18 protein-coding genes and 1 pseudogene are annotated in these 18,632 nt (G+C 69.5%); 8 read left to right on the top strand and 11 right to left on the bottom strand.

What is annotated here, in order from left to right:
- Positions 1–81: 81 nt before the first annotated feature.
- Positions 82–753, top strand: a complete 672-nt coding sequence (locus tag AC3IFE_RS05775) for a UdgX family uracil-DNA binding protein (RefSeq protein WP_489189854.1) — start codon at positions 82–84, stop codon at positions 751–753.
- Entirely contained in the window at positions 750–2,051 is a 1,302-nt protein-coding gene (locus AC3IFE_RS05770) for an Nramp family divalent metal transporter (protein WP_489189853.1), read from the top strand. Before AC3IFE_RS05775 ends, AC3IFE_RS05770 begins: the two co-directional genes overlap by 4 nt.
- A gap of 111 nt (positions 2,052–2,162) precedes the next feature.
- Here the strand turns inward: AC3IFE_RS05770 and AC3IFE_RS05765 are convergent, their stop codons facing one another.
- The 7 genes from AC3IFE_RS05765 to AC3IFE_RS05735 all read right to left on the bottom strand — a co-directional run bounded on the left by AC3IFE_RS05765 (position 2,163) and on the right by AC3IFE_RS05735 (position 6,886).
- The gene (locus tag AC3IFE_RS05765; protein ID WP_489189852.1) at positions 2,163–2,774 is read right to left on the bottom strand and encodes a DUF892 family protein; all 612 of its coding nucleotides are present in this window, start codon (positions 2,772–2,774) and stop codon (positions 2,163–2,165) included.
- A gap of 59 nt (positions 2,775–2,833) precedes the next feature.
- Complete coding sequence (locus AC3IFE_RS05760) at positions 2,834–3,448, bottom strand: DUF4142 domain-containing protein (protein ID WP_489189851.1); 615 nt, start codon at positions 3,446–3,448, stop codon at positions 2,834–2,836.
- A gap of 34 nt (positions 3,449–3,482) precedes the next feature.
- A complete protein-coding gene (locus AC3IFE_RS05755) occupies positions 3,483–4,340 on the bottom strand; it encodes an SDR family oxidoreductase (RefSeq protein ID WP_301736879.1) in 858 nt (285 codons plus the stop codon).
- A 127-nt stretch (positions 4,341–4,467) separates the two neighbouring features.
- Positions 4,468–5,034 carry a hypothetical protein gene (locus AC3IFE_RS05750; RefSeq protein ID WP_089471201.1) on the bottom strand — a complete coding sequence of 189 codons (567 nt, stop codon included), beginning with the start codon at positions 5,032–5,034 and terminating at the stop codon, positions 4,468–4,470.
- A 67-nt stretch (positions 5,035–5,101) separates the two neighbouring features.
- Entirely contained in the window at positions 5,102–5,401 is a 300-nt protein-coding gene (locus AC3IFE_RS05745) for a DUF2795 domain-containing protein (protein WP_089471200.1), read from the bottom strand.
- Positions 5,402–5,428: 27 nt separating this feature from the next.
- Complete coding sequence (locus tag AC3IFE_RS05740; protein WP_489189850.1) at positions 5,429–6,457, bottom strand: SDR family oxidoreductase; 1,029 nt, start codon at positions 6,455–6,457, stop codon at positions 5,429–5,431.
- Positions 6,458–6,487: 30 nt separating this feature from the next.
- Entirely contained in the window at positions 6,488–6,886 is a 399-nt protein-coding gene (locus AC3IFE_RS05735) for a BON domain-containing protein (protein ID WP_301736877.1), read from the bottom strand.
- 243 nt (positions 6,887–7,129) lie between these two features.
- Between AC3IFE_RS05735 and AC3IFE_RS05730 the strand changes: the two genes are divergently transcribed.
- Positions 7,130–8,449, top strand: a complete 1,320-nt coding sequence (locus AC3IFE_RS05730) for a glycosyltransferase family 4 protein (RefSeq protein WP_489189849.1) — start codon at positions 7,130–7,132, stop codon at positions 8,447–8,449.
- Complete coding sequence (locus AC3IFE_RS05725) at positions 8,449–9,495, top strand: UDP-glucuronic acid decarboxylase family protein (protein WP_089471197.1); 1,047 nt, start codon at positions 8,449–8,451, stop codon at positions 9,493–9,495. The genes AC3IFE_RS05730 and AC3IFE_RS05725 overlap by 1 nt, the downstream gene beginning before the upstream one ends.
- A gap of 42 nt (positions 9,496–9,537) precedes the next feature.
- Here AC3IFE_RS05725 and AC3IFE_RS05720 read toward each other — a convergent pair whose 3' ends face one another.
- A complete protein-coding gene (locus AC3IFE_RS05720; protein WP_489189848.1) occupies positions 9,538–11,841 on the bottom strand; it encodes a hybrid sensor histidine kinase/response regulator in 2,304 nt (767 codons plus the stop codon).
- 119 nt (positions 11,842–11,960) lie between these two features.
- Here AC3IFE_RS05720 and AC3IFE_RS05715 point away from each other — a divergent pair, with 119 nt between their 5' ends.
- On the top strand, positions 11,961–12,668 hold the full coding sequence (locus AC3IFE_RS05715) for a PIG-L family deacetylase (protein ID WP_489189847.1): 708 nt from the start codon (positions 11,961–11,963) through the stop codon (positions 12,666–12,668).
- Positions 12,647–13,570, top strand: a complete 924-nt coding sequence (locus AC3IFE_RS05710) for a glycosyltransferase family 2 protein (RefSeq protein ID WP_489189846.1) — start codon at positions 12,647–12,649, stop codon at positions 13,568–13,570. Before AC3IFE_RS05715 ends, AC3IFE_RS05710 begins: the two co-directional genes overlap by 22 nt.
- Before the next feature lie 17 nt (positions 13,571–13,587).
- On the opposite strand, the gene AC3IFE_RS05705 is transcribed toward AC3IFE_RS05710, so the two are convergent.
- Entirely contained in the window at positions 13,588–14,955 is a 1,368-nt protein-coding gene (locus AC3IFE_RS05705) for a sigma-54-dependent transcriptional regulator (RefSeq protein WP_489189845.1), read from the bottom strand.
- Positions 14,956–15,308: 353 nt separating this feature from the next.
- On the opposite strand from AC3IFE_RS05705, the gene AC3IFE_RS05700 reads away from it, so the two are divergent.
- Entirely contained in the window at positions 15,309–16,352 is a 1,044-nt protein-coding gene (locus AC3IFE_RS05700; RefSeq protein ID WP_301736871.1) for a sigma-54 interaction domain-containing protein, read from the top strand.
- Positions 16,353–16,394: 42 nt separating this feature from the next.
- On the opposite strand, the gene AC3IFE_RS05695 is transcribed toward AC3IFE_RS05700, so the two are convergent.
- Positions 16,395–17,345 carry a glycosyltransferase family 4 protein gene (locus AC3IFE_RS05695; protein ID WP_089471192.1) on the bottom strand — a complete coding sequence of 317 codons (951 nt, stop codon included), beginning with the start codon at positions 17,343–17,345 and terminating at the stop codon, positions 16,395–16,397.
- Complete coding sequence (locus AC3IFE_RS05690; protein WP_489189844.1) at positions 17,335–18,423, bottom strand: glycosyltransferase family 9 protein; 1,089 nt, start codon at positions 18,421–18,423, stop codon at positions 17,335–17,337. Before AC3IFE_RS05690 ends, AC3IFE_RS05695 begins: the two co-directional genes overlap by 11 nt.
- An 89-nt stretch (positions 18,424–18,512) precedes the next feature.
- Here AC3IFE_RS05690 and AC3IFE_RS05685 point away from each other — a divergent pair.
- A pseudogene (locus AC3IFE_RS05685) lies at positions 18,513–18,626 on the top strand (RNA-guided endonuclease InsQ/TnpB family protein); the annotation flags it as partial.
- Positions 18,627–18,632: the final 6 nt, after the last annotated feature.

The following is an 18,632-nucleotide window of genomic DNA, read 5'->3' as shown; positions in this document are numbered from 1 at the left end:
AGCACGTGCGACAACACCGGTGCCGGCATGTTCCGCGGGCGCGCGGCACGCCGCCCGTCGGGCCTGCGCCGGAGAGGCCGCATGACACGCAAAACGCCCGATCGCGAAAAAACGACGACGACGCCGGCCGACGGCGACGCACCGGCCACGCTCGACGCGTGCCGCCGCTGCGCGCTGTGGGAACACGCGACGCAGCCGGTGCCCGGCGCCGGGCCCGTCGACGCGCCGATCATGCTGGTCGGCGAGCAGCCGGGCGACCAGGAGGACCGCGCGGGCGTGCCGTTCGTCGGCGCGGCCGGCCGCATGCTCGATCGCGCGCTCGACGAGGCCGGGATCGAACGCTCGGACGTCTACCTGACGAACGCGGTCAAGCACTTCAAGTGGGAACCGCGCGGCAAGCGGCGGCTGCACAAGACGCCCGCGCAGCGCGAAGTGGCCGCATGCCATTACTGGCTCGAGCGCGAGCTCGACGCCGTCCAGCCGCGCGTGGTGGTCGCGCTCGGCGCGACGGCGCTGCGCGCGGTGCTGCAGGACAACGACGCGACACTGGAGCGCACGCGCGCACCGGTGCGCACCGACGACGGCCGGCTCGTCGTCGCGACCTATCACCCGTCGTACGTGCTGCGCACACGCGGCGCCGATTCCCGCGAACGCGCGTACCGCACGCTGGTCGACGCGTTGCGCACCGCATCGCGGCTCGCACGCGAGCGGCGCCGCGGCGGCGCTCGCGCGTCGCACGGGGACGCGGGATGAGCGGCCCGGACGAAGACGTCCGGCCGGCCGCCGACGCGCCGCCGGCCGCGAAACCGTGGTATCGGCGGCTCGGTCCCGGCCTGCTCGCGGGCGCGTCCGACGCCGATCCGAGCAACGTCGCCGTCTACGCGCAGGCGGGCAGCCAGTTCGGTTTCAACATGCTGTGGATGATCGTCGTCACGCTGCCGATGATGGTCGCCGTGCAGCTCGCGGCGGCGTTCATCGGGCGACGCAATCGCGAAGGGCTCGTGGCCGGCATCCGCGCACACTTTTCCGATCGCATCGCGAAGACGCTGATCGTGATGGTCGTGATCGTCAACGTCGTGAACGTCGGCGCCGATCTCGCGGCGATGGGCGATGCGACGGCGCTCGTCGTCGGCGGCCGCAGCTACTGGTATGCGCCGGTATACGGCCTGGCGTCGCTCGGGCTACAGGTGCTGCTGTCCTACGAGCGCTACGCGCGCTGGCTCAAATGGATGACGCTCGGCCTGCTCGCGTACGTGATCGAACTCGGCTTCGTGCACGTCGACTGGGGCAATCTGCTGCGTGCCATCGCGCTGCCGCAGATTTCGTTCACGCACGACTATGCGACGACCGCGGTCGCGGTGCTCGGCACGACGCTGAGCCCCTACCTGTTCGTATGGCAGGCCGCGCTCGAGGTCGAGGAGACCCAGGCGGAGCGCCGCAACGGCGACCAGTCATGCGCGCCGGCCGCGCGCCGCGAGACCGAACGGCGCATCACGTTCGACACGTGGACCGGGATGATCGTGACCAACGCGGTGTCGTTCTGCATCATGGTGATCGGCGCGGCCGTGTTTTTCGCGCGCGGGCGGCACGACATCGGCAGCACCGCGCAGGCCGCCGAGGCGTTGCGGCCGATCGCCGGCGAAGCCGCGTTCCTGGTGTTCGCGTTCGGCATCGTCGGCTGCGGGCTGCTCGCGATTCCCGCGTTCGCGGGCAGCGCGGCCTACGGTTGCGCGGAAGCGTGGCGGTTCCGCGAAGGGCTGAACGAGCCCGTGCGGCGCGCGCCCGCGTTCTACACGGTGCTCGCGCTGTGCGTGATCGTCGGCATCGCGATCTGCTTCAGCCCGATCGACCCGATCCGCGCGCTGTACTGGAGCGCCGTGCTCAACGGCATCGCGGCGGTGCCGATGCTCGTGTTCGTGATGCTGCTGGCGCGCCGGCGCAATGCGGCCGGCCAGCCCGGCAGCGGCCCGGTATCGAAACTGTTCGGCTGGCTGGCGGTCGCGCTGATGGCGGCCTCGGTGGCGACGATGATCGTCGATCTGCTTTCGTAAGCGATCGAACCTCACTGGGCCGCTGCGTGGACGGTTGCGTACGCAACCGGATGGAACACGGGCGGCGCCGCATGCGACGCAGCCCGCTTGCCCGCGTACTACAACCGCGTATTACATCATCTTGCCGCGCGAGCGCTCGGCACGCGCCGCATCGGCGGCGGACTCCACCTTCTTCACTTCTTCCGGCGGCGGCAGCACCGCCTTGAAGCCCATCGACTCGATCCACATCTCGCGCGCCCAGCCACGCGTGTGATACAGGTGATGATCCTCGTCGGCCTCGACCTCGTCGTGCGCGGCCTTCAACACCTTCGCCGCGTCGCTGTCGGGCAACTGATCCGCCGCGTAGCCGATCAGCTCCCAGTTCAGGTGATCCTTGGTTTCGGCCAGCACCACGCACTCGGCCGCGACGACCTGCGCGACGGCCGGGTCGGCCTGCTGCTTCGCCTGCTCGATCACCCGCACCAGCGATTCGCCGGTCGCCGCCACCGCGGCGCGCCCCGGCGATTTCGCATCGGGATCGAGGCCGAGCGTGTCGAACACCTTGCGCAGCACCTCCTGGTGATGCAGCGTCTCGCGATGGTACTTCTCCCATTCCTTGTGCAGGTCCTCGTCGGTCGCGCACTGGAGCGCGGCCTCGTAGATCTTCGCGCCGCCAAGCTCGGTTTCGTATGCCTGGCAGAGCAGTTCGAGGATACCTTCGTGCTTCGATTGCCGTTGGGCCATGACTGCTTCTCCGAAAAAGCGGGCCGCAAGTGCGGCCCTGGGGTGGAACCGGGCGCGCGTTACTGCGCGCCCACCTTGCGTGCCAGCGTTTCCGCCATGCTCAAGTGATGCTTGAGCGTCGGCAGCGTGGATCGGGCGAACGCGCGCAGCTGCGCGTCCTTGCCGTCGCGTGCTTCGTCTTCGAACAACGCAACCGCCTTCTTGTGCGCATCCGGGCCGGCCGCCGCGAGATACGCGGTGTCGAAGTCGCGCCCGCGCTTGCCGCGCAGCGCCTCGACGTCTGGATCGGAAATCTGCTCGACCTGCGGCTTCATGCCCTTTCGCGCGGCGATTTCGGTGAGCTTCGCGTTCGCCTTGCCGTGATCGGCGACCATCCGTTTCGCGAACGCGCGCACGTCCGCCGACTGCGCCTGCTTCAGCGCGAGCTGGCTCGCCTGTACCTCCGCCTTGCCGGCCATCGCGGCCTTGTCGACGAACTCCGCGTCGGTGCCCTTCGGCGCTTTCGCGATGCCGGAATCGCCTGCACCGGCCGCGCCCGACGACGGATTGATCACGCCGCCCGGCACATGCGCATTCGACGCGGGCGGCTCGCTCGGCATCTGCGCGCGGGCGAGCCCCGATACGGCGAGCACGCCGGCGGCGAGCGCAGCGATCGTCCAGTGGGGTTGTCTCATCTGCTTTCTCCTTGTGCTTGCGTGGAAACGGCCATCAGCCGCCGACGATCGAGCCGCCGTTCGGATGCAGCGTCTGCCCGGTCATGTAGCTCGCGCCTTCGGAGGCGAGCAGCACGTAGCAGCCGATCAGTTCGTCCGGCTGGCCGGGCCGCTTGAGCGGCACGTTCGAGCCGAATTTCGCGACCTGCTCGGGCGTGAACGTCGACGGGATCAGCGGCGTCCAGATCGGCCCCGGCGCGACCGCGTTCACGCGAATGTCGCGCTCGGCCAGCTCGATCGACAGCGAGCGCGTGAAGGCGACGATCGCGCCCTTGGTCGCCGAGTAGTCGGGCAGTTTCGGGCTGCCGTGATACGCGGTGACCGACGCGGTATTGACGATGCGGCCGCCCTGCTTCATGTGCGGCAGCGCGGCTTGCGTGCAGAAGAACATCCCGTACACGTTCGTGCGGAACGTGCGTTCCAGCTGCTCCTCGGACACGTCCTCGATGCCCGGCTGCGGATGCTGCTCGCCCGCATTGTTGACGAGCACGTCGAGCCGGCCGAGCCGCTCGACCGTGCGCGCCACCGCGTCGCGCGCCTGCCGGCGATCGCCCACGTCGCAGGCGATCGCCTCGCAGCGCCGGCCGGCCTGCTCGATCAACTGCTTCGTATGCGCGGCGTCGTCGGATTCCTCCAGATAGACGATCGCGACGTCCGCGCCTTCCTTCGCGAAGCCGATCGCCACGGCGCGGCCGATCCCGCTGTCGCCGCCCGTCACCAGCGCGACCTTGCCGGCGAGCTTGCCGCTGCCGACGTAGTCCGCCGCTTCGTCGCGCGGCTTCGGCTGCATGCCGCGCTCGGTGCCCGGCTGCTGCGTCTGTTTCTGCGGGGGTGGAGTCTGTGCGGTGCTCATGGGTTCCTCCTTGAACGGGTGCCGCGGATGCTGCGCAAGCGGCGTGCCACGTGCGGCGCACGCCCGCCCGCACGCGGCGGCCATGCGCGCGCGGGTGGCATTGCAAGCGTTTGGAAAAAGGGCGTAGTCAGCGCGGGCCGCGGGACGCGGCTTCGTCGGGCCGGCGCACCGGGTCGAAATCGCGCCATTCGCCGTCCTGCCAGTCGCCTTCGACGCGCTCGATCGACTTCGCGCCGGTCGCGCGCAGCACGTCTTCCGCGGCCGTCGCGGTGTCGGGCGTCACGCGCGCGGCGAGGATCACGCCGGTTTCGCTGCGCGCGAGCGTGCCCTTGCCTTCGGCCTGCTCGCCGCGCATCCGGCCGAGCGCGCCGCCGAATGCGCCGAGATACGCGCCGGCCAGCGCGCCGGCGGCCGGCACGAACCAGTAGCGCAGGCCGAGCGCATATACGATCAATCCGATCACGACGCCGATCAGCAGCCCGCGCATCGCGCCGACCATCGCGCCGCGCCCGCCCGGCTTCGCCGCCGTGTCGGCGTACACGTCGCCGCCGATCGGAAAGCGCGCGTGCTGGCCGCCGGGGTTCAGGAAGAAGATCGACACGTCGTCGGGCCCGAACGCGCGCTCGTAGAGGTGACGCGCCCCACCTTCCGCTTCGTCGAACGTCGTGAAACGGCCTGCGACGATCATCGCCATGGTCGTGCTCCTCGTGAGGGATTGGGATGCGCCGCGCGCGCACGCACGCGGCGCGACGGGGCGGCCCTTACATCAGCCGCCCGAGTTCCTTCGATACCGATGCCGGCGTGTCGTACTCGCGCTCCGGAATCTTGCGCAGCATGTCGAGCACCTCGCGGCTCGCATGCGAGCGTTCCGCGCACTGCACGACGTCCGACTTGCTCGCCGGATAATCCATCCCCTTCAGCGCCTTCTGCACGTCGACCGGGCTCGGCGGCTTGCCGTGGCCCGTCTGGTGCCCGCCCTTGTCGTGATCCTGCTGCGTGCGCTCGCCTTCGTGCGCGCGCGAGTGGCTGTATTCGTGGCCCGTATGTTGTCGGGATGTCATGAAAGCCTCCTTGGAAAATGATCGAAATCACGCGGACGAACGGCGCGTCCGCGCGAATGCGGCAAACACCAGCGCCGCCGCGCCGAGCGCGACCGCGCCGGCGACCTTCGGGCGCTGTACCACCGTGTTGTACGCACAGCTGCGCAGCACCGTCCCTTCCATGCCTTCGCGCTCGTGCAGCGCGTGGCGCGAGTCGTACAGCGCGTTGTCGTCGCGCGGCCGCGCGGGCCGCACCGTGCGCTGGCCGCGCGAGAACAGCGTGGCCGCGACGCGATCGAACAGCCGCGGCGCGTGATACGCGCTCGCCGACGCGAACTTCGCGGCGCCGCCGACGAACAGCGTGCGGCGCGGATGCGCGGCCGCGAACAGAACGGCGTCGGCCACCAGCTCGGGGTCGTAGATCGGCGGCGGCAGCTTCGCCTCGACGTTCATGTAGTTCTTCGCGTGCATCACGAACATCGTGTCCATCGCGGCCGGCTTGATCAGCGTGACGGACACCGGCAGATGATCGGCTTCCATCTCGAGCCGCAGCGAATCGGTGAAGCCCTTCACCGCATGCTTCGACGCGACGTACGCGCTTTGCAGCGGCAACGGCGCGTCGGACGCCTCGCTGCCCATGTTGATGATCGCGCCGCCGTGGAAGTCACCCTTGCGCCGGAAATGGTCGGCCGCGACGAGCGAGCCGTGCACGACGCCCCAGTAGTTGGTGTCGAACAGCCGGCGTTGATCCTCGAGCGGCACCTGGGCCGCCGTGCCGAAGATCGACACGCCCGCGTTGTTCACCCAGGTGTCGAAGCCTCCGTACGTGTCGGCCGCGGTCGCGGCCGCGCGCTGCAGATCCTCGATGTTGCCCACGTCGCCGGCGACCGGCACCGCGAGCCCGCCGTGCTGGCGGATTTCCTCGCACAGCGTGTTCAGCGCGTCCTCATTGCGCGCGAACAGCACGAGTTTCGCGCCGCGCCGTGCCGCCTTGCGCGCGGTGACGAGACCGATGCCGCTCGTCGCGCCGGTGATCACGATCGTCTGTTCGCCGACCGGTTTGAGCATGCAATTCATCAGTGGACTCCTGTTACGGTCGCATCGCGATTATTTGGGCCGGATGGTCAACTGGTCGCGCACGCTCTGCACGCCGTCGATCTGCTTCACGACGCCGACGGCCTGCGTGCGCTGCTGCTCGTCGGGCACGCTGCCGGTGAGCGTCACGGTGCCGTGCCGCGTCTTCACGTGGATGTCGCCGGACGACAGACCGCTCGTGCCGGTCAGCTCGGCCTTCGCCTTGGTCGTGATCGTCGCGTCGCGGATCTTCGTGCGGGTGCTCGAGTGCGACGACGTCGACGACGACGCCCCGTCGTCGCCGGCGGCGAGCGCGTTCGGCGCGACCACCATGCATGCGGTGGCCGCGGCGATCGCGACCGCCATGCCGGTGCGCAGCGCGCGCTGATGGCGGATGCGCGGAGTGCGGGCTTGCAGCGGGGATACCTTCATCGTGACCTCCTTTTCATCGGGCCGGACGAACCGGCGGGTGAGCAGAAGTCGCGCAAATCGCGTGCCGCGCCGCGTGCGCCGCATGCCTGCGCGCCATCGCGATCGGACGCCCTTTCATCCAACGCGTTGTAATTTTTGCGGCACAGGGGGAAGCGGTTTTCCCCGCCATGCGGCAGGCATGCCGATTGCCGAGGGGCGATAACGGCGGCCCGTGTGCGCGGCCCCGATATCGGGAGCACTACCATGCAGAGAATTGCGTTGATCAGTGAACATGCATCGCCGCTGGGCGTGATCGGCGGCGTCGATGCCGGCGGCCAGAACATCTATGTCGCCAACGTCGCGAAGCAGCTCGCGGAGCGCGGCCTCGACGTGGACGTCTACACGCGCTGCGACAATCCCCACTTGCCGGAGGTGGTGCCGATCGGCCCGCGCATGCGCGTGATCCACGTGCCGGCCGGGCCGCCGACCGACGTGCCGAAGGAGCAATTGCTGCCGTACATGGGCGCATTCGCGCAATACATGATCGCGCGCATGCGGCGCGAGCCCGACCCGGTCGACGTGATGCACGCGAACTTCTTCATGTCCGGCGATGCCGCGCTGCGTGTGAAAAAAACGCTCGGCATCCCGCTCGTCACGACCTTCCACGCGCTCGGTCGCGTGCGCCGGCTGCATCAGGGCACGGCCGACGGCTTCCCCGACGCGCGCTTCGCGATCGAGGACACGCTCGCGCGCCGCTCGGACCGCCTGATCGCCGAATGCCCGCAGGATGCGCTGGATCTGACGACACACTATCGCGCCGATACCGCGCGGATCGAGATCGTGCCGTGCGGCTTCGACGCACAGGAATTCCGGCCGGTACCGCGCGTCGATGCACGCGCGCGGCTGGGCTGGCCGCAGGACGCATTCGTCGTACTTCAGCTGGGCCGCCTCGTGCCGCGCAAGGGCATCGACACCGTGATCGACGCGCTCGCGCGCATGCCGCACGATCCGCAACGGCCGACGCACCTGTACGTCGTCGGCGGCAGCCAGGCGACGCCCGACCCCGCGCGCGACCCCGAACTCGCGCGGCTCGCCGCCTTCGCGCACGAACTCGGCATCGCGAACCGCGTGACCTTCGTCGGCCGGCGCGATCGCGACGCGCTGCACCTGTACTACAGCGCGGCCGACGTGTTCGTGACGACGCCGTGGTACGAGCCGTTCGGCATCACGCCGGTCGAGGCGATGGCGTGCGCGGCGCCGGTGATCGGCAGCGACGTCGGCGGCATTCGCACGACGGTCGACCACGGCGCCACCGGTTATCTCGTGCCGCCGCGCGACCCGGCCGCGCTCGCCACGCGCCTCGTGCAACTGCGGGCGCAACCCGACCTGTGCGCGGCGCTCGGCCGCGCCGGCTACCTGCGCGCGCATCGCTTCTACACGTGGCAAGGCGTAGCCGACCGGCTCGTCGACATCTACCGCGACGTCGCCCACGCGCAGCGCGCCGGCACGTCGGCCGGCACCGGCCGGCGCACGCCGGTCGCCACCACGCGAGGCGTGCTCGCAAACCGCAAGGAGAATACGTAATGAAGGGCTACGATCGAAAACGCGTGCTCGTCACCGGCGGCGCCGGCTTTCTCGGGTCGCATCTGTGCGAACGCCTGGTGACGGCCGGGCACGACGTGCTGTGCGTCGACAATTTCTACACGGGCGCGAAGGACAACATCGCGCACCTGCTCGATGCACCGAACTTCGAGCTGATGCGGCACGACGTGACGTTTCCGCTCTACGTCGAAGTCGACGAAATCTACAACCTCGCGTGTCCGGCGTCGCCCGTCCACTACCAGCGCGACCCCGTGCAGACGACGAAGACCAGCGTGCACGGCGCGATCAACCTGCTCGGCCTCGCGAAACGCGTGAAGGCGCGCATCCTGCAGGCGTCGACGAGCGAGGTGTACGGCGACCCCGACGTCCACCCGCAGGACGAGCACTATTGCGGCCGCGTCAATCCGACCGGCATCCGCGCGTGCTACGACGAAGGCAAGCGCTGCGCGGAAACGCTGTTCGCCGACTACCACCGCCAGTACGGCGTCGACGTACGGATCGCGCGGATCTTCAATACCTACGGGCCGCGCATGCATCCGGCCGACGGGCGCGTGGTGTCGAACTTCGTCACGCAGGCGCTCGCCGAACAGCCGCTGACCGTCTACGGCGACGGCAAGCAGACGCGCTCGTTCTGCTACGTGGACGACATGATCGACGCGCTGATCCGGCTGATGGAGGAACCGGGCGACGCGAGCGAGCCGGTCAATCTCGGCAGCGACGTCGAGATCGCGATGATCGACGTCGCGCGTGAAGTGGTGCGGGTCGTCGGCGCGAACGTGCCGATCGAGTTCCGGCCGCTGCCGTCCGACGATCCGCGTCAGCGGCGGCCGAATCTGGCGGCCGCGCAGAAGCGGCTCGGCTGGCGCGCGACGACGACGTTCGCGAACGGGCTCGCGCATACCGCGCGCTACTTCATTCAACGTCAGGTCACGCACCACGCGCCCGGCGACCTCGTGCGCAGCACGCGCATCGCGTCGCATCTGCTCGCGCAAGTCCACACGCAGAACCGGCCGGCGCCCACCACCTGACGCGATCCGACGCGACCTGACGCCGCCGCCATGCGACGCGCGTCAGCCGTCGCGCTTCGTCACGTGCGCGATCTTGTGCGCCAGCTCGCGCACGTCGACGGGCTTGCACAGGTAGCCGTCGAAGCCGGCCTCCAGCGCACGGCGTTCGTCGGCGAGGCCCGCATGCGCGGTGACGGCCAGCACGCGCACGTCGAACGGGCCGCCGTCGCCGTTCGTCGCGCCGCGCCGCAATGCGTCCAGCAGCCAGAAGCCGTCGCCGTCGGGCATCGCGAGATCGGACAGCACGACCGTCGGGCGGATGTCGGCCACCATCGCGAGCGCCTCGCGGCCGGACGACGCGATCGCGACGGCCGCGCCGAACGTGGTGAGCGCGGCCGTGAGGCTCGCACGCGTGGTCGCGTCGTCATCCACGATCAGGATGCGGTGCATGTCGAGCACCAGCGCGTCGCGGCGGCTGCCCTGCACGATGCTCCACGCCATCGCGCCGGCCGGCTGCCAGCCGGCCGGCAGCGTCACCGTGAACGTCGTGCCGAGATTGCGGCCCGCGCTCGCGACGCTCACGCGGCCGCCGTGCAGCTCCGCGATGTGCCGCACGATCGACAGGCCGAGCCCGAGCCCGCGCCGCGGCGACGCGGGCGAATCGTCCGCGCGGCGGAACATGTCGAACACGTACGGCGCGAACTCCGTCGCGATGCCCTGCCCGGTATCGACCACGGTCAACACCGCCTGCTTGTCGTCCCGCACGAGGCCGACCATCACGCTGCCGCCGGTCGGCGTGAATTTCAGTGCGTTCGAGATCAGGTTCGACAGCATCTGGCGCAACCGCTCGGCGTCGCCGGACACGATGCACGCGGGCGCGGCGCAGTCAAATTCGAGCAGGATGCCGGCCGACGACGCGGCGGTCTGGAACGTGCCGACCTGGTCGGAGAACAGCCGCACGACGTCGACCGGCGTCGCATCGAGCCGCAGCTTGCCGGTCGCGAGCGACGACGCGTCGAGGATGTCGCCGACCATCCGCGTGAGCGAGCGCGCGCTGCGGTCGATCGCGTCGACCGCCTGATGCTGCAACGCGGGGTCGCTCGTATTGCGCAGCACCTCGATCCATCCGTAGATCACGTTCAGCGGCGTGCGCAATTCGTGCGATACCGTGGCCAGCAGCTCGTCCTTCAGCCGGTTCGACGTGTCGGCCTGGTCGAGCGCATTGCGCGCACCCTGCAGCGAGCGCTGCGCCCGCAGGTCGCGGCGGCGCTGCGCGCCGGTTTCGCGCAACGTCAGCGACAGCGCGACCCACGCCCGTGCCTCGCCGAGCACCGGGCATGCCGATACCGTCGCCCGAAAACGCCGGCCGTCGCGTCGCACGCACAACAGTTCGAGCGGCCCGATGGGCTCCTGCATCGTGTCGAACGATTCGGCGAGCGGGTTGAGCCGCAGCCAGCGCCGCGCGATCAACGTGTCGAACCGGCGGCCGCGCGCATCGGCCTCGTCGTATCCGAAGATCCGTTGCGCCGCGGCGTTCCAGCTCGCGATGCGGCCGCTCGCGTCGATTCCGACGATTGCGTCCGGCGACGCATCGACGACCGCATGCTGAAGCCGCGACGCGTCGACGCGCGCCCGCTCCGCCCCGGCATCGCGCAGCAGCAGCACCGCGCCGTCGAGGTTGCCGTGGCCGTCGCCGATCGGCGACGCGACCGCGACGATCGGCACCGGCTCGCCGCTGCCGGCCTGCAGCCAGTGGCGGTCGGACGTCGCCTCGGCGCCGCCGAGCGCGTGGTCGAGCGGCGTGGTCGGCACGCGATGGCCTTCGCGATCGACGAGCCGCAGCACGTCGCGCACGGGCCGGCCGATCGCATCGTCCGCCCGGCAGCCGACGAGTTCGGCCGCGGCCGCGTTGAGATAGGTGAGCCGCCCGTTCGGATCGGTCGCGACCACGCCGTGCGGCAGCGCGCGCAGCACGGCTTCGAGTTGCCGGCGCGCGGCCGCCTCGCGCCGGCGCGCGCGATCGTTCGTGAGCCGCGTGTGATGCAGCAGCGACGCGACCGCGCATACCAGCGCACCGATCAGCATGAACGCGCCGAGCTGCACGAGCCGCTCGGGCAGCGGCGCCGTATAGGCGGCGGGATCGGACAGGAACAGCGTCCAGATCAAGAGCCCGCTGACGACCGTCGACACGATGCCGAACAGGAACGACGTCGCCCACGCGGCGCCGGCGAGCAGCGGGTAATACAGCACGAACGGCAGATTCACGCCGCCGAACCGGATCGCGAGTGTCTGCAGCACGGTCGCGATCGCGACCAGCATCACGGCCGTTGCGTAATTTCCGGCCTGCGGCCGTGCAATTTCGCTCATTGGACACGCTCCTGCGGGGACAGTCGACGGCAGCCGGCGGCGGGCACGACACGTGCTGGCCCGCATGCTGGCCGATTCGCACCGGCGGCCCGGCCGCTCACGATGGAGATCTTCACGCCATGCCCGACCCGACACGCTGGCTCGTCGTCTCGCCGCATCTCGACGATGCCGTCTTCAGTTGCGGGAAACTGCTCGCGCAGGCGCCCGGCTCGATCGTCGTCACCGTCTTCGCGGGAATTCCGCCGCGCGGCACGCCCGCGCCACCGTGGGATCGCCGCGCGGGGTTCCGCCACGCCGACGAAGCGGTGCGCGCGCGCCGCGACGAAGACCGCCGCGCGCTCGCGCTGCTCGACGCACGCCCGCTGTGGCTCGATTTCCTCGACGATCAGTACGGCGTGCCGGCCACGTCGACCGCGATCGCGGCGTGCGTGGCCGACGTGATCGACGCGCACCCCGGCTTCGGCGTGCTCGCGCCGGCCGGCCTGTTCCACCACGATCATCTGCAGGTGCAAGAGGCCATGCTCCGGCTGCTGCGTGACGACGATCCGCCGGACGACGCATCGCGCCTCTGGCGCTTCTACGAGGACGTGCCCTATCGTCGCATCGACGGGTTGATGGCCAAGCGCGTGATCGGCTGGCGCGAACGCGGCTGGATCGCGCATCCGGCCGCCGCGCCGGCCGGCAGCGAGACGGACGGCGTCGCCGCGAAAGCCGCCGCCGTCGACGCGTATGCCAGCCAGGTGACGCTGCTCGAGCCTCATATGCGTGCCGCTCTCCGCGAACCCGAAACGATCTGGCGACTCGAATGCGACGTCACGTCCGTGTAACGCCCCCGCGCGCCGCGCTGCCGCCGGCCGAACCGCGCGTGACGGCCGTCGTGCTGACCTGCCGGCGCCCGGCCGAACTCGCGTGCACGCTCGAACACCTGTGCGCGCTGCCCGACCGGCCGGCGATCGTCGTCGTCGACAACGGCGGCGACGCCGAGACGGCCGCGTTGATCCACGCGCGCTTTGCGCACGTCGCGCTCGTGCATGCGCCGGGCAACCTCGGCGCGGCCGGCCGCAATCTCGGCGTCGACGTCGCACGCACGCGCTACGTCGCGTTCTGCGACGACGACACGTGGTGGGCGCCCGGCTCGATCGCCGAAGCCGCGAACCTGCTCGATGCGTATCCGCACGTCGCGGCCGTCACCGCGCGCGTGCTGGTCGGCCCCGACGAGCGCGAGGATCCGACCTGCCGGCTGATGGCCGACAGCCCGCTCGACGCGCCCGTCGCGCTGCCGGGCAGGCCGATCCTCGGGCTGCTGGCCGGCGCGACCGCGTTCCGGCGCGACGCGTTCGTGCACGCGGGCGGCTATCATCCGCGCTACTTTCTGGGCGGCGAGGAAGCGCTGCTCGCGCTCGACCTGACTCGCGCGGGGCATTGGCTCGTGTATGCGCCGGGCCTCACCGTCCATCACCATCCGTCGACGCGGCGCGACCGGCCGACGCGCGAGCGCACCGCCGCCCGCAACGCCGTGTGGACCGCGTGGCTCAGATGGCCGGCCGCCGCCGCGTGGCTGCATACGGTGCGCATGCTGCCGCTGCTGCGCCGCGAACGCGCGATCGTGCGCACGTTCGCCGGGCTGCCGTGGATCGTGCGCGAACGACGCGCGATCCCGCCGCACGTCGAACGCATGCGCCGACGCCTCGCGCGCGATACGCGCCGCGAGGCCGGAACCGAAACATGAGCGCGATCGTAGCGGCATCAGGAATCGGGCTTCTCCGCTTCGTCTTCCAGTTGCGCGAGCCGGTTGTAGATCGTCTTCAGGCTGACGTCGAGCACCTCGGCCGCCTGCGCCTTCACGCCGCCGCATTGGGCGATCGTGCCGAGGATCAGCTTGCGGTCGACTTCCTCGAGCGGCGTACCGAACGGCACCGTCACGCGATCCTCGTGCGAATCGACCATGCTGGATAGTTCGTCCATGATCGGCGGCGGCAGCGTGTCGATCACGTCGGCATCGGTGAAGATGCTCGCGCGCTGCACGAAGTTGCGCAGCTCGCGCACGTTGCCGGGCCATTCGTAGGTTTTCAACGCTTCGCGCGCGGCCGGCGAGAAGCGCAGGTTGCGGCCGCTCTCCTCGTTGTAGCGCTGCAGAAACGCATCGGCGAGCATCGGGATGTCGTCGCCGCGTTCGCGCAGCGACGGCAGCGGGATCGGGAACACGTTGATCCGGTGGAACAGGTCGGGCCGCAGCTTGCCGTCGGCCATCGCGGCTTCGGGGTCGCGGTTCGTCGCGGCGACGATGCGCACGTCGACGTCGATCTCGCGTGTCGAGCCGAGCCGTGTGACGCGCCCGGTTTCCAGCACGCGCAACAGCTTGACCTGCGATTCGACCGGCATTTCGGTGATTTCGTCGAGAAACAGCGTGCCGCCGTCCGCGCGTTCGAAGAAGCCCTTGTGCTGGCGTTCCGCGCCGGTGAAGCTGCCGCGGTCGTGGCCGAACATCTCGCTCTCCACGAGATTCGCGGCGATCGCGCCGCAATTCACCGCGAGGAACGGCCCGCGGCGGCGCAGGCTCAGGTCGTGCACGGTTTGCGCGGCGAGTTCCTTGCCGGTGCCCGACTCGCCGGTGAGCAGCACCGACGCTTCGGTGCGCGCGACGCGGCCGATCGCATCGTAGACGGCCTGCATCGCGGGCGAACTGCCGAGCATGCGGCCGAAGCGGCCGAGGCGCTGCAGTTCCGAGCGCAGCTCCGCGATTTCCTCGTGCAGCGCGGTCGTGCGCGGCACGCGCGCGAAGATGCTGTTCAGCCGCTGCATGTTGAGCGGCTTCACGAGATAGTCGGTCGCGCCGCGCCGCAATGCATCGATCGCGGTATCGAGGCTCGCGTGGCCGGTGGTCAGCACTATTTCGCAATGCGCGCGCTTGGGCAACGCATCGAACAGATCCATCCCGTTGCCGTCGGGCAGCACGAGATCGCACAGCACGAGATCGGGGGTATGCGTCGAGACGAGCGTGCGCGCTTCTTCAAGCGTCGCGGCGGTATCGCACGTGAGTTGCTGCGTGCGTGCGAGCGTGGCGAGCATCGTTCGCGTATCGGCATCGTCTTCGACGATCAGGACGTAAGGCATCGAGGCTCCTGGTAATGCGGCCCGACGCACACATCGGCCGGTACCGCGACACGTGCGGCGCCATGCACGTCGTCATGGCCTGTTCACGACGGCATCTTCAACGCCGCACACAAGAATGGGCGGACAAGCCGTCCTGCACTGAAAACGCGTGCTTAGCAGTATAGAAGAATGGTGTCTCGCATTCGTCGTTCATCGAATAAATCTATCTGTTCGCGCACACCGCATTGTCAGATTCAATGTCGTCGCACCGGTATAAAAGGTATTCTGAAGATACGTAAAAAACGGCGAATGCCACGCCATTTTTTACCGGTCATGACACATTCGGTCAAAACTTCCCAACCCGGTCATACTCCATGTCGAAATCCGACGATGACGGCACGCGACTGTTCGGCCGTTCGCGAACCATTCAGGATCTGCTGCTGAAAGTGTCGCGCGTCGCCGCCACCCGCGTGAGTGTGCTGGTGGTCGGCGAAAGCGGGGCGGGCAAGGATATCGTCGCCCGCCTCATTCACGACATGAGCCCGCGTCGGCGCGGTCCGTTCGTGCCCGTCAACTGCGGCGCGATTCCGAAAGACATCGCGGAATCGCACTTGTTCGGTCACGAAAAAGGCAGCTTCACGGGCGCCGTTGCACAACATGTGGGCATGTTCGAAGCCGCGCGAGGCGGCACGCTGTTTCTCGACGAAATCGCCGAAATGCCGCTCGAATTGCAGGTCAAGCTGCTGCGCACGCTCGAAACCAACACGATCGTGCGCGTGGGCGGCCACGAGGCGATCCCGCTCGACGTGCGGATCGTCGCGGCCACCCATCACGATCCCGTCGAGGCCTTGCGCAACGGCACGCTGCGCGAAGACCTGTTCTACCGAATCGCGCCGATCGCGCTGCACGTGCCCGCGCTCAGGCAGCGCGAGGACGACGTCGGCGACATCGCGCTGGAGATCGTCGAGCGGCTGAACGCGCGGCACCGCACGAGAAAGCGCCTGTCGACGCAGGCGATGAAGGCGCTGCGCACGTACACGTGGCCCGGCAACGTGCGCGAGCTGCGCAATGCGCTGGAGCGCGCGTTCATCCTCGCCGACGAGCAGATCGAACTGCAATTGCCGCGCCGGCCGCCGCCGCGCGAGGAAGTGCGCCACAACGCGATGACGCTGCATATCGGCACGACGCTCGCGCATACGCAGCAGCGCTTCATCGTCGCGTCGCTGCGGCACTTCAACGGCGACAAGCCACGCACCGCGAAGGCGCTCGGCATCAGCCTGAAAACACTGTACAACCGCCTCGCGCTGCTGCCCGAAAGCGAACGCAATGCGGTGAGCGGCAACACGCCGGCGGCGCCGAATGCCGCGAACACCGCGAATGCCGGCACCGCGCCCGCTTCGCCGCCCGCGACGCCGTAGTGAGCGCGGCGGGTCGCGCCGCGCTCACACCGCCCTACACCGTCACGCCGTCGCGTCCCGCAATGCAGCGTCCCAGTCGCGCGCGAAGCGCTCGATGCCGAATCGCTCGCAGGCGTCGCGTTTGGCCGCCGCGCCCCACTCGCGCGCGAGTTCCTGATCGCGGATCAGCATCCGCATCGCATCGATCAGCACGGCCGGCCGCGTGTCGGCCACGCCGTTGCTGCCCGTCTTCACGAGTTGCGCCATCTCGGTCGTCGCGAGCGCGACGATCGGCAGCCCGATCATCATCGCCTCGATCACCGCGAGCCCGAGGCTCGTGTAGCGGATCGGATTGAAGAAGAACCGGTAGTGCGACAGGAATTGCGGCAACGCCGGGTTCGGCACCTCGCCGATCCCGCCGAGTTCGCACGAGCCCATCCCCACCAGGTCGATCGGCACGCTGTGCCGCACGACCTCGAACACATCCGCACCGAGGCGCCGGCCGCGGCGCGCGAGGTTGTTCACGACGGCCACGCCCTTCGGCAGCGTGCCGCGATACTCGACGTCCTTCGGCACCAGCACGCCGTGCTCGATCACGCGCGTCGGCGTCACGCCGTTGTCCCACATCAGCGCGTTGAACGGCGTCACGTGCACCAGCAGCACGTTCGGATCCTGCACCGGATGCAGCGTGTCGGTCGGATGCTCGCGCGGCGGATCGTGCTCGACGAACAGCGTCGGCAGCGCGCGCTGCGCTTCGCTCAGCAGCCGCAGGCGGTCGTGCTCGTAGTGCTTCGCGTGCTGATACAGCACGCAGTCGAATGCGGTGTCGCGCACGCATTCGGCCGGCACCTCGTGCACGTTGTCGCCCCACGGCAGGTGCCCCACGCGGCCCGCATAGCCGGGCGGATGCTGCGGCTTCGTCACGATGTAGAAATCGTGCGGCGCCTGCGACAGGTAATACAGATAGTTGCCATGCACGTGCCAGGTAAGCACGCGCAACCGCTTACGTGACATGACGTCTCTCCTCCGCGAGCAGTTCGCCCGCCCGGTCCATCACATCGCCGACGCGGATCGCGATCGCGCACTCGTGCCCGTACGGGCAGGTATCGAACATGCACGGCCGGCACGCCGGGTAGTTCGCGAGCACACGATGACGTTCGGCGTCGAGCGGCGCCCAGCGGGCCGTATCGCTGCCGCACGCGACGACGATGCTCGGCGTGCCGAGCGCCGCCGCCACGTGCGATACGCCCGTGTCGTTGCACAACAGCAGCCGCGCACGGGCGATCAGCGCGGCCAGCGCGCCGAGCGGCGTGCGGCCACACAGGTTCACGCACGGCCGTCCGAGATGCTCGGCGAACGCGCTCGCCAGCCCCAGTTCCCCGCGCGTGCCGGTCAGCACGATCTGCCAGCCGTCGTCCGCGAGCTGCCGCGCGGCGAGCGCGAAGCGTTCGACCGGCCAGCGTCGCGACGCCATCCTCGCGCCGGGATGGACGATCACGTAGCGGCCGGGATCGAGCGCATGTTCGTCGCAGAGCACGTGCCACAGCGCATAGTCGAGGCCGCCGAGCGGGAATTCGAGGTAGTCGCCCCAGTCGGCGTAGCCGAGCTTGCGCGTGAGCGCCAGATAGCGCGCCACTTCCGGTTCGTCGTCGCGCCATGCGAGCGCGCAGTCGAGCGCGGTCGTGCCGCCGCCGGCCGGCACGAAGCCGGCCGTGCGCGTCGCGCCGAGCGACGCGACGATCGCGTTCGTGTGCGCGCCGCTGCCGTGCAGCTGGATCGCGAGATCGAAGTCGCGTGCGCGGCATTCGGCGATGAACGCCTCGCGCGCGGCCGCGTCGGGCTCGGGCTGCTCGGCGAGGCCCGGCGCGCCGGGGAACGCGATGAAGCTGTCGATGTAGTCGGAAAAGCGCGATGCGAACTCGCGCGCCCACGGCAGGCCGATCAGCGTGATGCGCGCGTCCGGTTCGCCGCGCCGCAGCGCGCGCAGCGCGGGCACCGCGCACAGCATGTCGCCGAGCTGCAACGCACGGAACACCGCGATCCGCTTCGGACCGCGCGGGCCGTCGGAATCGACGCTGGGATCGAGCTTCATCAGTTGCTCCGAAAAACCCTGTCCTTCAGGACCGGGAGAAAAGGAGCGCCGCTGTTTGACAGCGGCATTCCACCGTTTAAATGGCCGGCATGATCCTTGTCTATCGCTACCGGGTGAAATCGCTCGACGGACTGCTCAACAAGCAGAGCCGCGCGGTGAACTCCGTCTGGCACTTCTGCAACGACACGCGGAAACACGCGCTCAACCTT

The organism is Burkholderia sp. APQ4-4ca (genome assembly GCF_057837105.1).
Note: the sequence above shows the minus strand (reverse complement) of the source record. Positions and strands in the feature narration are given on the sequence as shown.